This window comes from Candidatus Zixiibacteriota bacterium (genome assembly GCA_040752595.1).
Taxonomy (GTDB): Bacteria; Zixibacteria; MSB-5A5; order WJJR01; family WJJR01; genus JACQFV01.
The window spans coordinates 76,551-91,127 of record JBFMGX010000005.1 but is presented as its reverse complement, the minus strand read 5'-3'; the positions used below and the strand labels follow the sequence as shown (position 1 = coordinate 91,127).

Sequence of the window (14,577 nt, the reverse complement as noted above, 5' to 3'; positions counted from 1 at the left end):
TCATTGCGGACCCCCGTCGAACCGGCCGTGAATGATGATCAGAGTGGATCCACTGGGAGGGGTGAAGGGGTTGTCGGTCGCGCCGGCGGCCTGGGTCTCGGGAACGAATCCGGAGTTGTCGAGCAACCGACTGAGGCGGTCTTCGGTGGCAGCCGGCGCTCCCACCGCCGCTTCCTTGGTCTCGCTGGTTGTCGCGACGAAGGTCTCCAGCTTCTCGGGTTGATCGCCTGCCTGGCCGATCGTGAGCGGTGCCATCTCCTTGGCGCGTTCGCTCGCGGCCTGGAAGCCGGGGTCAACCGACGCGGCATGCTGGAATTCCCGTCGCGCCTCGGAGTACATTCCCATGTCCTGGTATTCGAGACCGCGGGAGAATGCGAGGAACGCAGCGAAGTTCTCGGTGGGAATCTTACCGATCGCCAGCTTCTCTTCCGGCGTCGGCTCAATCCGCAGCTCCTTCAGCACGTCCAGGACGATCTGCTTCTGAATCTGAAAGAACTGATCGACGCCACCGACCTGCTCGCGCGTGAGATCGACATCGCCGGTCTTCGTCGACACCAGTTGCGGATCAAAGCGCAGCCGCCCCTGCGACAACTCCGCGATGTCACCGCCGAGAACATGCGCCGCGCCGAGCAGCTTCCCCAGGCGGGGCGCGGTCGAGGTGTCGAAGGCCGCCGTATGTGAGAGTTTCAGTTCCTCCAGCAACTTCTCGGTCTGGAGACGCTCGACGACTCGCAATGCCCGCACCTTGGACAAATCGGTCACCAGCATCTCCGCCAATCCGCGGGCCAGAGGGCGCATCGGCTCGGCCAGACGCTCGGAGTTGAAATAGACGACGCCGATGGTGGAGTCAGGGTAGCGGGTCGGCTTCAGCTCGCGTTCATGGGCCAGCGCATTGCGGGCGAAGGCTGCGGCCCGGGCCCGACGCAGCGCCTCCAGCCGACGCGCGACGGCATCGGCCGTCCTGCCGCCCGGCGCTTCATCCAAATAGATCGCATAATAACTCAGCGCTTGGTCGACCGAGTCCTGCGATTCGGCGATGTAGCCGAGGTACAAGTGCGCCTGGGGAAGCGCCGACTTCAGCGATAGCGCCTTGTCGAACGACTCTCGTGCCGCCGCGATCTGTCCGGCGTGGTACTGGGCTTCGCCGAGCCGGGTCCATGCCTTCGGATCGTCGGGTGCGAGGAGAGTCTGCTCCGTCAACTTGGGAATCTGACGTGCATAGTCGTCGGTCGTTCCGGACGCCATCGAGCCGCGGTCGGCAGTGGCGGCGCATCCCGAAAACGCCAGGGCCGACACGCCACAGAGGATCAACAACGCGGCGGCGGTGCGACGCAAACCTGTCCTCTGGCGGGGTTCCTTGATCATGGGTGTTCAACGGATACTTGTCGCCCGACGCAATGTCAAGGCGGCAATGCGCCGACCTCGGTCGCGAGAGGACAACTCGTGCTCCCCCCGACTATCTTCCAGCGGGTGTCGCGGGGCTGTTCTCAACCTCCCGCTGCGACCAATGGTTCGAGGGCCACCAACCGGTCGCGCGCCGCCTCGTGGTTGGGGTAGGCCGCCAGCGCTTCCTTGTACGCCTCATAGGCCGCCGCCATCTTCTGCTCATCCTCGAGGTTCAGACCACGTGTATAGGCCAGAACCGCCTCAATCGGCTGACCGCCATCGGCACGGATGGCCTTATCCTGCATCTCCTTGACGGTCAGATTCAAGTCCCCGGCGATTTTCAACGTCAGATCGCTCTGCAATTGCGCCAGCTTGCGCGGATCCCCCTCGACCTTCTCGGCCTTGATCAATTCGCCGGTCTCGGTCTTTACCAGTCGCGCGTCGATGCGCAACTTCTTCTTGTCCAGCTTCGAGAACGAGCCCATCAGCAATGTGTGCGCCCCCAGCAGCTTGCCCACGCGCACGGCACTGGATTCCTCAAAGTACTCGCTCTGCTCCATCTTGATTTCATCGAGGATGTACTGAATCCGCTCCCGCTCGACGACCCGGAGGTCGGAGAGGCGCGACAGGTCGGTGACCAGCATCGCGGCCAGGCCCTTCGAGAGGCCCGCCATGGCGTCACGGTCGGCCACCGAGTTGTTCTCAAAATAAAGGACAGCAATGGTTTTGATTCCAGGATCGGGCGGTCCGGCGGCACGGCGGGCCTCATCGACCTTGAACCAGACGCGTTGCACTTGCGGCGGCTCCACCTTCGTGTCCAATTGGTATTTTGGGTCGATGTCGAGGACCTTAGTGAAGTACGCCTCGGATTGATCGGGAAAACCCTTGGCGGCCGTGGCCTTCGCCAGCAGCAAGAAGACCGACTTGGCCTCCGCATTCCCGAGCGTCGAGTCCTGCGCCAACTTGGCCAACAGGTCGATGGCCTCGGCGAATTTGCCCTGCGTGTAGAGCTTCTGCCCCTGCGCCAGGAGCTCGGGCGTATCCGCCCGCCCCGGTACCATCCATGCCAACAGCGCCGCAGCGGCAATGGCTGCGATCCACGGCAGTCTCTGCCTGTGTCTACCCATCGTTTTTCCTCCCCCGAATATCGGTTGCCTCGAGCCGTCGAGCATCAGACCATTATACGCCGAATCGGAGCGTGACAACATCCAATTCCTGACGCCCCATCTACTTCGGGACCATCTCGATTGAGACCCGCGTGCGGTCATTCGCCCTGACGCGGACAATCTGCGGCCCGTCACGCATCCGGTATCCATCCCGGACAATCGTCAACTCGTGGGGGCCGGACGGTATGGCGCGCAACTCACCGGGAGTCCCCTGTCCCATGTCGATGCCGTCCAACCAGATCTCTCCGAACCCCCCGTCGGCAAACGGCGCGGTCACGTTGAGCCGCCCCTCGCCCACCTCGACGAACAACGCGCAGCCGGTCGCGACGTCGCCGACCGTTACCGTGTCCGTGAATCGATCACTGCCGATCTGCCAACGGACAAACCGCACGCCTGGCGCAGCACGTGTCGGGAGCGGCAGTCGACCTGTTAACTTGCGCCCATCGATCCACACCTGATCGACGTCGCCGCGCAACGAGAAGGGCTGCACGTCGACGGTCAGATTCGGGCTGTTCCTTGGCGGCTCTTGAGTCGGCTGTGTGACGGCTGGCGGCGGCTTGGCTGTCTCGCGGGTTGTGTCGCGGGGGGTGCCCATCGCGAGCAGCGGGCGGACCCGTATCGGGATTTCGACGGTTGCCGTCTCTGCCACAGCCACGGTGCGGATCGCCTCCCCTTCGACAGCGACTTGCCCGTCTCTGTCGATTCCCTTCAAGGTGAAGCGGAGACTTCCACCCGCGGGAAGCTCCATCAATTGATGCACGCCTCCATCGGAGGCCACAATAGTGTCGATTCGGGCTCCCAGATCCGGATGAGTGGTCGTCAGCGTGAGGAGGCGTACACGGTCCCGGCCTTCACCGGGGATATTGGCGGTCAATGTGATCTGGGCTGGAGCTGGAGCGGTGACCGGAGCCGCGGGCACTACCGTCGATGGCTCTGGTTCCCCTGTCGGAGGTGGCTGTGTCCAGGGATGCCACAACAACAGCGCCGCGGCGATCATGACCGTCGCGGCACCGAGTAATGCCCACGCGTTTCTGCGTTTCTTCGGTGGCAGGGTCCCGAGCGGCTCCGTGCCGGGTGGTGACGCCGTCGGAGCCGGTCGTGGTGCTTGCGGGAAGATCGTTGCCGCTTCCCGGTGCTCTCTGGAATCTGACTGTCCACCGCTCTCGCCCCTGGCCACGGTCGAAGGAGCAGGTGACGTCGCGGCACGTAGCTCGGTGCCCTCAGATCTTGTGCCAACGGCGGCCTGCAGTTGCCCATCCAGTTCGATGGCCGTCTGGAAACGGTCTTCCGGCGATTTGGCCAGCGCCTTGAGGATGACCTCGTCGATGCCGGGCCCAAGCTGGGGATTGACCGACGACGGCCGGGGAGGCGGGGTCTCCAAGTGCATCGTCATCAACTCGTATTCTGTTTCCCCTTCGAAGGGACGCCGCCCGGTCGTCAGTTCAAAGAGTGCGACACCCAACTGGTAGATGTCGGTCCGGGCGTCGACGCCGGTCCCGCGCACCTGCTCGGGAGCCATGTAGGGGAGCGAGCCGGCCGCCATCCCGGTACGGGTCTTGGCCGACACGCCGAGGATCTTGGCGATTCCAAAGTCGGTGACCTTGACCGTGCCGTCGGCCGTCACCAGAACATTGGACGGCTTGATGTCTCGATGGATGACGTTCTTGCTGTGGGCGTACCCGATGGCGGCGCACATCTGGTGGACAATCGCGGCCAGAGTCGGCACAGGCAGCAATCCCTCCTGCCGGACCTTGGCCGCCAGGTCGGGACCATCGACATACTCCATCACGATGAAGTGCTGCCCCTCGGCGACCAGATAGTGGAGAAGCCGCGCAATGTTCGGATGATCGAGTCGGGCCAACGACTTCGCCTCGGCTTGCAGACGCTCCAAGACTCCGGGTTCGTCGACGAGCTCGGCGCGCAGGGTCTTGAGACCGACCGTCCGGTCGAGACGAACGTCGACGGCACGGTAGAACATCCCCATGCCCCCTTCGCCGCGCTTTTCCAGAATGCGATAGTCGCCGAACGTTCTGCCGATCATCCCGTTGCCTCAGGTGTCGATCATCCTGTAACCCGCTGAACCGCAGCCACCACAGGGTTGTGTCCGGAACGTATGGCAGGGTTCAGGGGGGTGTCAACAGGCGATTCGCTGGCGCGAAGTCCGAATGTCCCTTGACAAAATATCAGGCCGAAGAGGACATTAACCGTGATGAGAAGGGTCTTCAGGAACGGGCTCATGAGGTGTACGTTCTGTATCGCCGCCGCGCTGCTCACGTGCGTAGCCATCGTGGGGTGTGGTGACACGCCGACAGGCCCCGATCCCGGCGTCGCCCTGAAGCTCAACATCGCACTGGAAACCCCGGCGCTGGCATCCCGCGTCCGCGTCGTGACTCTGACGGTCCGCTATGCCAATTCCCTGGTGCCCGATCGCATCGACACGCTGAGATTCGTCGATGGTGAGGTGCGGGATACGATCAGCATTGTCCCCGCCGATTCCGTTCTGTTCATCCTGCGGGCGCTGGATCAGGGCGGCGTCCTCCTCTACGAGGGGAGCGCGGCGAGACATGTGGTCCCCGGTTCGCGCCTCGAGGTCTCGATTCTCCTGCGTCCGGCGGTCCTGATGCTCCGCGTCGGGCCGATGTTTCAGACGACGACTCTGAGCACTGAGAATCTCGTGGGGGTCTATATCGACGTCTACAACGTCGATTCCCTGTTCGGCGCGGCGTTTCGTGTCCGCTACGACACGACGATTCTCCGCTTTGCCGGAGCGACCGGCGGGGATTTTCTGCGGGGGACGGGTTCGCCGGGGTTGCCGCTTCTTGAGTTCGTCAAGGACACACTGGATTTCGTCGCGTATTCCGTCAGTCGCATGCGCGAGCCATCGGGGGCAGTTCCCCCTGGTGTCTCGACCGACACGCTGCCGGGGCGGCTGGTGTCGTTCACGTTCGCCAAGGTGGGCGCGGGAACGAGTGAGTTGACGCTCGATGCCACGGCGGTGCTTCAGGATCGGTACGGCAAGCCGGTGACGGGCCATCAAGCGCTGGTGTTGGAATCGGCGACCGTACGCGTGGAGTAAGACTCGCGCTGAACCCTCGATTTCGTGTGCCGTTGAGCAGGGACGACGGCGACCGGGCGATGATCGTGATGGGTGCCCGCCACACACGTTCGACCGCGGCATTGTCCGTTACGTGGTGGCCCACAACCACACGTGGGGTTCTGACCAAGGGCCTGCTGTGGGTTGCGGGCGCCATGGCGGTGCTGTGGGCGTGGGCGACGCCGGCCGTGTCTCAGGACTGGGATAGCGCCTACTCCTACGTTTCCCAGCCGAGCGCTGTCGGCCCCTCCGATTCATGTGCTTATCCGGAATGGCGGGCCGGCGCATACAAGTCACGTTGGTACAGCTACGCCTCACCGAACAGCCGCCGTGTTCCCATCTTGAGCTTCCGGATCGGGAATGAGAAGGCGACAATCGACACCTTGTTGTCGGTGCGCGTGCACAGTATGTGTTATCTTCCATGGACCATCACCAGGATGTACCTGTACCGCGACCAGAATGGGACAACGGACACCAATGCGTACCTCGATGGCGCGGACGTCCTTCTGGATTCCGTGGACGTGCTGGATGCGTTTCAGGCGGATCTGAGTGATTCGGTCGTCTTCTTGGGGCTCCATGATCTGGTCGGGGGACTCTCTTCCGCCTGGTACCATCTCCTGGTCGACATAGATTCCTCAGCCACGGACGATGCGACATACGACAATGCCACCCTCGCCGTGGAGGTTTGGGATCGACGGATTCAGTTGGGGCAGGCGTCCGGACGGAAGTGGGGTCCGCCGTCGGTGTCTGGTCTTTCGTGCCCGCCCCTACCGCTGCCCCTGGGGACAAACGCCTACCCGATCATCATCGACAATCGGCCGCCGGAAGGCATTGCCTTCATGGTGCATAAGGAAGTGGGGTGCGCGGACCCCTGTGACGCCGGTGAGACCATCATCAGCTTGGGCGATTCCGTTCTTGTCACGTTGGATGTCGCCGTGACTGACAACGCGACCGACACCAACGCCACCGGCTGGCCGAAGGCCTTCCTGGGCGAGTTTGGTCCCACTGTCGCACCCTTGTCGATGAAGCGCCACAGCGCGCAACGATACTCGTATCCCGATTCCAGCGGTGCGGAGGTCTGGCTGAAGATCCCCACGACCGGTGTCGCACTCCCACAGGAACTGCCCACGTCGCTCGCTTCATCCGTGTTCTTCGAGTTGAAGGACGTAGTGGGCAACGTCGGATTGTGTTCGTTGTTTGTCTCCGGCGTGGACACTGAAAAGCCGTCTGTGGCACCCGGCGGGATCGGCCTGCCCCGCGGCTTCCAGCTTCAGTACGATCCCAACGGCAACGTCGTGGTCGATCCCGGAGACTCGATCCGCATCTCGGTCGACAGTCTCACGGAACCACCGGGAGAGATCTGTGACGTCACCGCTACGCTCGTGGGATGGTACGCCGCACCATTGAAGCTCACTCTGACCGACCCGGGAGGAACCGGCAACTACGCCGCCGTGCATCGTGTTGGTCCCGGTCTTCTCCAGGCGAATGCAGGAACACAGTTGGTTTGGATTGTTGTTACCGACAATGCCTGCAACTCCGATTCGCTTGCAGCGACACTGACCGCGGCGGTCGACATCGTTGTTCCTGATGTCATCTGGGTCGACACGGCAGGGAGCGACGTGACCGGTGACGGGTCATATGGAGCGCCGTTCCGCACGATTCAGTACGCATTGGACGTCTCGGGGCCGGACAAGACGGTGATGGTCCGCCCCGGGATCTACCAGGGGCCGATTGATTTTCCCGAGATGCAAACGACCCTGCTGCGTTCCGAGCAGGGGCCGTTTGTGACAACCATCGTGGGCAGCGGATCGGCGATCGTGCCGGTCGTCACGATGGCAGTGGGCGGTCTGGCCGACAGCGCGATGCTCGATGGATTCACGATCCGTGACAATTCGCTCTCAGCGGTTTGCGCCGGGTGCGCCGGGGGAATCTACGTTGAGTACCCGACTCGTGCGGTCATCAGCAACAACATCATTGCCGGCAATGTTGCGACAGCCGGATCCGGTGGAATCAGCTTCCATGGTCTCGGTGGGTTGATCGCCAACAACTGGATCGTGGATAATCAGGGGGACGGCGGCTCGCCGGGGGCGCTGCTGTTGCGCGACGATGCCAATGTCAAGGTCGTCAACAACACGATCGTCGGTAACTACGAACTGTCGGGTTCGGCCGCCGCGGGAATCCGAATCATTGACATCAATGGTGACGGCCAGACCAATCTCCTTGCCTTCGACAACAATATCGTCGCGTTCAATGGCCCGGGTAGTGGGTTCGTGGCGACGACGCTCGGTGCGGGCGCCTTCGCGCGCAACAACCTGTACTACAACAACGGCGACGGCAACACCTGCCCGGTGAGCGTGTCGAATTGCGGTTGGATCTTCGCCGACCCGCTCTTCCGCAACGCGCCGTCCGGAGACTACCACCTCACGTGCAGTTCTCCCGCACGGAACAACGGCAGCATCACATCGGTACCCGGCAGTCTACTCTACGACATCGACGGCGATCAGAGCCGCACGACGGCCGGGAAGGTGGACATTGGGGCGGACCAGTTTTACGACGAGGATAAGCACGCCATCTTCTACCCGAACGATACGACGGTGTGCACTCCGTACACGGCGGTCTTCATCAATCACTCGACCTGCATCGATGAGAATTGGTTATGGACCTTCGGGGATGGCGGCTCATCGACGGCCAAGAACCCCGTCCACGCCTATGGCAGCGCGGGTGACTACACGGTTCGCCTCGTCGCCTGGGGCGACAAGGACGCCGATACGGCCTACGGCATTGTCCATGTGGTCGCGCCGGTTACCGCCGATTTCTCGGCTTCCACGACGGTCGGGTGCAAGCCGTTAGACGTGACATTCACGCCCAGCCCGATCAATGCGTCGCTGCGATATGTCTGGGACTTCGGCGACGGCGTCGTGGATTCGAGCACCGCCGTCGTGACCCACCGGTATGATTCCGCCGGCGTCTGGACGGTGATACTGCGCGTCCGGAGTGCCTGCGGCACGACAACGGTGACCAAGACCAGCTATATCACCGTCAAGCCGCCGCCGACGATCAGCATCACCTCCGATTGGGTCGATCCGCCGCCCGGCCCGGTGTGCATTCCGCACACGGTGACATTCGGGTATCTCTCCGATCAGCCGATCACGGCATTCCAATGGGATTTCGGCGACAACCACTTCTCGACCGACTCAACGCCGACGCATACGTACACGGATGCCGACACGTTCGGTGTCCAGTTGACGGCGACCAGTGCCTGCGGCACGACGGTGACCGTTCGTCGCGACTACATCAAGCTGGTCCCGCGTCCGACCGCCACTGTGTCCGTGACGCCGACCTTCCTCTGCGCCGGCCAGAGCACGGTGCGTTGCAGCGCCGCCGTGACCGGCCAGTACATCTCATCGGAATGGTACTTCGGCGACGGCAGTGCGATGGGAGGACCGGTCGCCGAGCACGCCTATGGAGCCATCGGTTACTATCACCCGTTCTTCGTTCTCGAGAGCATGTGCGGAACGGACACCGTTCGGGCGACGGACTCGGTGGGCGTCGGGGATCAGCCGCTGGCGGCCTTCGCGGTGTCGTCCGACAGCGGCTATGAGCCGTTCACCGCGGCCTTCACCGACCAGTCCACGAACATCCCCTCGTCGTGGCAGTGGGAGTTCGGGGATGGGAACACGTCGAATCTGCGCAATCCGACGAACCGCTATCCACCCGGAGTATACCAGGCGAGATTGATCGCGCTCAATCCCTGCGGGGCCGACACGAGTGCGTCGAGAGAGATCGTCGTCGGCGGGTTTGCGGCCGCGATTGTCGATTCAGTGGGAACCAGTGGAGATACGATTCGCTATTCGGTGCGAGTCGACACCTTGGTCATTCCATACGACCACACCGTTACCCTCGCTGCGCGTCTGACGACCAAGCCACGGCGGGGCACGATGACTTTCAGTTTCTCGCCGTCATCGGGCGTTCCATCACTCACGTCCGAGTTGCGCGCCATTCCAACCCGGGATCTGGCGACAGGTGATTACACCGTGGAGTTCGCGGCGACCGATTCGGCCCGGACCGACGATCTTCACGCGCCCGTCAAGAAGATCGCCACCCGATCGCTTCATTACGTGGCAGATCCGCTGCTGTCGATCTTCCCGTCTCCTTTGGTGATGGATTCGGCGCAAGTCGGATTCTCGCGCACCGATTCGGTGACGCTTACGAACACCTCCACCGTTGCGGAGGCGTGCACGCTGACGATTCAGACGCCGACGACGTCCGGTTCGCCGTTCGACATCTTCTCGGGGAGCGGCGGCACGTTGGCTCCGCAGAAACGCCTGAAGTGGCAGGTACGGTTCAGTCCCCTGGCCAAGGGGGATTTCAAGGGATGGGTACGGGTTCGCTCCAATGACCCGGCTGCGGCCGACGACACGATCCGCGTCTCCGGGCGGGGTATCGGGGAGCAGACGCCGCCACGGGTGGCATCGACTTCTCCGGCGCAGGGTACCGAAGCGACGATCGACGACGAAGTCCATTTCACGTTCTCGGAGACGATGGTCACCATCCCCCTCGACACCATTCTCTCCGTGCGCTCCCGACGGGACAACGCCGCTATTCCCGGGCAGGCGCGGCTTATGGGTCTGTCGCTCGATTTTTCGCCGGATCGGTGGTTTCTCCCCGATGACACGATCACCGTGATCCTGCGGGCCATCGTCACCGATACGAACGGCAACCGGCTCGACGGCGACAGCAACGGTGTCGAGGATGGCCCCCCGCATGATGATTACCGGCTCGTCTTCTACACCGGCCCGGGGGTCTATCCGGGGGACGCCGACCGGAGCGGAAGGATCGACGAGGCGGACATCCTCCCGTTGGGCCTCTTCTATGGGTTGACAGGCCCAGAGTGGCCCCATATCTACCCCGGGCTTTCGATCCAGCCAGCTCACTCATGGACGCCGCGGGCGGCAACCTACGCGAATACGGACGGGAACGACCGAATCGACTCCATTGACATCTGCGCCATTGCCGAGTACTTCGACCGCGACACCGGTCTGGCCAAGCTGCATCATGAGACCTGGTTGGCCGAGACGAGACAATGGCCGGCATCGGTGTTGGATGCACTCATCGCCGGGCTTGAGGATTGTCAGGGGAATCCGCCCGGACAATCGGCGCTGCGTGTCCTCTTGGAAGAGGCACGGGCCGGTCAGCCGGGGGCGCTGCCGCGTGACTTTGCGCTCGAGCAGAACTATCCGAATCCCTTCAACCCCGCCACAGTCATCGTGTATTCGTTGCCGGCCAGAACCGCGGTCCGCCTCGAGGTGTTCGACATTCTCGGGCACAGGGTCACCACCCTTGTTGACGGCGAGCAGGAAGCGGGGAGGTACCGCGCGCTCTGGGACGGCCGCGACGACACGGGCTACGCTGTGGGCTCAGGGATCTACTTCTCCCGCTTGGCAACGCCGCATTACCAGCAGACACGGAAGATGGTGCTGCTGAAATAGAGGCCCTGAGGAACGTCACCAACCCCATGGCGCTGTCGGTGAGGCACCCCCTACATGGGCCTGTGGAAGCGGGAGGTCATGGATGAGTGTATTACCGACGCTACTCAGAGTCGCTCACTTGATCGGATTGGCGCTCGGCCTCGGCGCGGCGACTGCCAAGCTCGTGCTTGTGCTCAAGTGCCGACGCGACCCGTCCTGTATTCCCGTCTACCACCGGGTTGCCAAGCCGATCACGAGGCAGATTGTCCTCGGGCTTGTCATCCTGGCCGTGTCGGGTATCGGCTGGCTCCTGATCGGTTATGGATTCTCGACTCTCCTCATTGTGAAGATCGTCCTCGTCGCTGCGATGTTCGTTGTGGGGCCGATCATTGACAACGTCGTGGAGCCCAGGTTCCACAAGCTCGCCCCTGTCTCCGTCACGGCGCCTTCGCCGGAATTCCGGGAGGTTCAGCAGCAGCACCTCGCCTCGAGGTGGCGGCGACAGCGCTGTTCTATGCGATCTTCGCGGTTGGCGTGCTTGCTTAGGGGAGTCGGAAATCGGCAGGAGCAGCCGCATCTGTGGAAAAGGACTGGCGAGCAGGGACGATGAGAAGTATAATACGAGTTTATGAAGGAGAGCAGTCATGGCCAAGAAACAGACGTTCCAGGATAAGCTGAAGAAGGACAAGGGAAAGACACTGTGCCCGGTGTGCGGCGGGGCAGCGCAGCCGGTCAAGACCGTGCAGCCGGAGCAGGACGCTCAGACGGGAGCGTGGAAGTTCCGTACGCGCATCGTCGTGGTCTGCAAGTGCAATCAGAAGGCAGTCTACGACTCCTGATCGGACTCGTGGCCGGTCGCGATGGCGCGGAGGCGCGAGGGAATCGTGATTACGGTCGTGGGCAAGGGGCTTAAGGGCTTGTTGAAAAACCTCCCAATTCCGCACATGTGCGGTCGGGTGCCCACACCCGACCGTTGATGCACAGCCACTTGCGCCGGCCGTGGGCGCCCGGCGCCACGGAAACGGTGGCTTTTTCAACACGCCCTTAAGGCCCTTGTCGAGTGACCAGAGATGCGATCTTCGGACGTTGTGAAGCCGACACTCGATCTGCCACGCGCTGCGTTGTCCTCTTCCCACTGAATCCACGGATCTGATGCCCGGTCCCGCGTTCTTCTACCACGTCCTCAAGCCGGGGCGCTATCTCGGCGGTGAGGGCGGTATTCCCGGCTCCTCGTCAGCCGTCCATGGTCCGACGGTCGTGTGGTTTCACCCCGACCGCTACGAGATCGCCATGTCCGATCCCGGCTGGCGGCGCGGGTACTTCCAGTTGGTGGGACGGTCCGACGTGCGCTGCGCGCGCGCGGTCGGGTATGCCGCCGATGTTTGGCAACAGTTGGCCCAACGCGGCCTGCCGCCATTCGCCATCGACGGCGCTGTCAACCTATGTGAGGTCGACTGGATCGTATTCTGGGTCAATGATCCACTCCGGGCGGCGCTCATACCCGGCATCATCCGTAAGCTCGGTCTCGGCGATAGTCATCGGCCCCGCATCGGCGTCGTTGTCGACGGGCACTGGTCGCCGAGATTCCTCCTCGGCCATGTTGATTGGGTCATACCCGCGCCCGGTGGATGGCTGCCCAGATCCTCGCTCGACCTACTGTCGGGCGCGACGGCCGATCCCGCCGTTTCGTGCAATGGCCGCGATGCTGATGATTGGGCTCAGTTCTGGAGTGGCCGCAGGTCTGATCCGCCGCTGATGGGAGGCCCATTCGCTGCGACACCGCGCTGGGTGACGCGGATCGAGATCGGCGATGACTTCGCCGATGTCGATCTGGCCATGCCGAACGGCGGCGGCGTGCTGGGCCCGCGCACTGCGGCAGCCGTCACACGCGATGCCCTCGACGGTTTGAAGGCGACCGGGATCGACGGCGTGAGATTCTGTGGAGCGGGCTGGGACCATGGAGAAGCCGTGGCCGCGGCGCTGACCGAGATGGGGCGGCGTTTCAACATGAAACGGGTGCGCGCCCACTGGCCGGCCCTGACTTTGCCGTCGTTCGCGGCGCATTGGAGCTCCTATAAGCCGCACCTGCTCAAGCCGATCCTGCGGCTGCGCATGGCCGCCGACGCCGATGTCGGTCTCTTCATCGACGTCGGGCGCCGCGCTCTCAACGACGGTTGGCAGGGGCTGACACTTGTTCTGCCGTTCGCGAGTTTCCGTGAACTGTCATCCCTGTTTCCTGTGGTCCGACCGATCATTGAGGGATGGCATGCCGCCACCGAGGGTTTTTCCGACAAGCGTTCCCTGCGGCTGGAGTATCGTCCCGCGCCCGTGGATCGCTGGCAGGATCCGCCGAGCGCACCCGACGAGGATGATCTGCGGCGATTCCTCGGGGAATTCCGGCACTTCAAAGATGATCTCTCGAAGTGGGCCGCCGTCGGAACATACCGTCTGGAGGATCTGATCGCGGGACTCTGGCTGGCGGCATCGGATCACGATCTGTGGCCCCGGCTGGAGCGCCTTGAGTTGTCCGATCGGAATACCGAGGATGCGCTCCCGTTCGACTGGCTCTCGTGGGTGCGTCTTGACTCGGGGATGAGCGCCGCACCCGATGTCCCCTTCTGCCGGAAGGCACCGGTCTGGTCGGATGACTCACAACCTCCCGCTCCAACCGTCCGTGATGAGGGGAGCGAATCCCTTCTCGCCGGTCCCGGGGAGGAACTGTTCGGGCGTCGCAAGCGCAAGGCCGCCTTCACGCGGCGCCTGACAGCGCCATCGTTGGTGCGGATGCGTGTTCGCTGGGCGCGCGATGCCTCATGGCGCTTCTACTCGCATCTCGATCTCGTGCGCGCCATCGAGCGGGCGATTCGTCGCGCCGGACTCCCGGCGGCGTACTCGGAGGGATTCCATCCGCGTCTCAAGTTGTCCTTCGGGCCGCCCTTGGCCTTCGGATTGACCTCCGAGGCGGAGTACTTCGATTTGGTGCTCGAAGAAGACTATGAGCCGGAGCTTGCCGAACGGCTGGGACGCTGCCTTCCGGACGGGGTGACCATCAAGGAGGCACGCGGGTTTGCCGCCGGTGTTCCGGCATTGTCCGATTTAATCAATGAGGCAGTGTATCAGGCGATCATCCCGGTGGAGATCGCTGCGGCCGAAAGACGAATCCAGGAGTTCGGTGCCCAGAAGGAGATCCGCTGGCGGCGTCCCGACCGCTTGGACCGCAAGCCGATCGATCCGCGCAAGAACCTGCTGGGGACAAGCGTTCAGTCGACCGAGCGGGGGACGCGATGGGACCTCGACCTTCGCCTCGGCGGGGAAGGGAATCTCCGTCCCGGCGACTGGGCGACATTGCTGTTCGGCCTGACCTCCGATCAATTGGCGGAGACCGTGATTGCCCGCACCGCGCTCTTGATTCGGCAGGGCGGGGTGGTACGTAGTCCATTCGAATCGATCTGACCATCGGCAC

The 14,577-nt window shown here is 63.1% G+C and carries 8 protein-coding genes; 5 read left to right on the top strand and 3 right to left on the bottom strand.

All coding sequences use genetic code 11. From position 1 onward, the window contains the following. From AB1792_02740 to AB1792_02730, 3 genes are all read right to left on the bottom strand, one after another. Entirely contained in the window at positions 1–1,365 is a 1,365-nt protein-coding gene (locus AB1792_02740) for a tetratricopeptide repeat protein (GenBank protein ID MEW5701128.1), read from the bottom strand. Positions 1,366–1,487: 122 nt separating this feature from the next. Next, positions 1,488–2,513 (bottom strand): CsgG/HfaB family protein, encoded by a 1,026-nt coding sequence (locus AB1792_02735; GenBank protein ID MEW5701127.1) that lies wholly within the window; start codon positions 2,511–2,513, stop codon positions 1,488–1,490. 100 nt (positions 2,514–2,613) lie between these two features. Further along, on the bottom strand, positions 2,614–4,593 hold the full coding sequence (locus AB1792_02730) for a serine/threonine-protein kinase (GenBank protein MEW5701126.1): 1,980 nt from the start codon (positions 4,591–4,593) through the stop codon (positions 2,614–2,616). A 195-nt stretch (positions 4,594–4,788) separates the two neighbouring features. Between AB1792_02730 and AB1792_02725 the strand changes: the two genes are divergently transcribed. The 5 genes from AB1792_02725 to AB1792_02705 all read left to right on the top strand — a co-directional run bounded on the left by AB1792_02725 (position 4,789) and on the right by AB1792_02705 (position 14,567). Then, a complete protein-coding gene (locus AB1792_02725) occupies positions 4,789–5,628 on the top strand; it encodes a cohesin domain-containing protein (protein ID MEW5701125.1) in 840 nt (279 codons plus the stop codon). A 26-nt stretch (positions 5,629–5,654) separates the two neighbouring features. Then, positions 5,655–11,135, top strand: coding sequence for a PKD domain-containing protein (locus tag AB1792_02720; GenBank protein ID MEW5701124.1), 5,481 nt, complete (start codon positions 5,655–5,657; stop codon positions 11,133–11,135). An 82-nt stretch (positions 11,136–11,217) separates the two neighbouring features. After that, positions 11,218–11,724 carry a hypothetical protein gene (locus AB1792_02715; protein ID MEW5701123.1) on the top strand — a complete coding sequence of 169 codons (507 nt, stop codon included), beginning with the start codon at positions 11,218–11,220 and terminating at the stop codon, positions 11,722–11,724. Between the two features lie 34 nt (positions 11,725–11,758). Continuing rightward, entirely contained in the window at positions 11,759–11,953 is a 195-nt protein-coding gene (locus tag AB1792_02710; protein MEW5701122.1) for a hypothetical protein, read from the top strand. Positions 11,954–12,266: 313 nt separating this feature from the next. Continuing rightward, positions 12,267–14,567, top strand: a complete 2,301-nt coding sequence (locus AB1792_02705) for a TIGR03936 family radical SAM-associated protein (protein ID MEW5701121.1) — start codon at positions 12,267–12,269, stop codon at positions 14,565–14,567. The last annotated feature ends 10 nt before the right edge of the window (positions 14,568–14,577 follow it).

What these genes read in the sequence shown, in the direction of transcription:
- AB1792_02740 (MEW5701128.1), bottom strand. Translation starts at nt 1,365, where the DNA reads ATGATCAAGGAACCCCGCCAGAGGACAGGTTTGCGTCGCACCGCCGCC.
- AB1792_02735 (MEW5701127.1), bottom strand. Translation starts at nt 2,513, where the DNA reads ATGGGTAGACACAGGCAGAGACTGCCGTGGATCGCAGCCATTGCCGCT.
- AB1792_02730 (MEW5701126.1), bottom strand. Translation starts at nt 4,593, where the DNA reads ATGATCGGCAGAACGTTCGGCGACTATCGCATTCTGGAAAAGCGCGGC.
- AB1792_02725 (MEW5701125.1), top strand. Translation starts at nt 4,789, where the DNA reads ATGAGGTGTACGTTCTGTATCGCCGCCGCGCTGCTCACGTGCGTAGCC.
- AB1792_02715 (MEW5701123.1), top strand. Translation starts at nt 11,218, where the DNA reads ATGAGTGTATTACCGACGCTACTCAGAGTCGCTCACTTGATCGGATTG.
- AB1792_02710 (MEW5701122.1), top strand. Translation starts at nt 11,759, where the DNA reads ATGGCCAAGAAACAGACGTTCCAGGATAAGCTGAAGAAGGACAAGGGA.
- AB1792_02705 (MEW5701121.1), top strand. Translation starts at nt 12,267, where the DNA reads ATGCCCGGTCCCGCGTTCTTCTACCACGTCCTCAAGCCGGGGCGCTAT.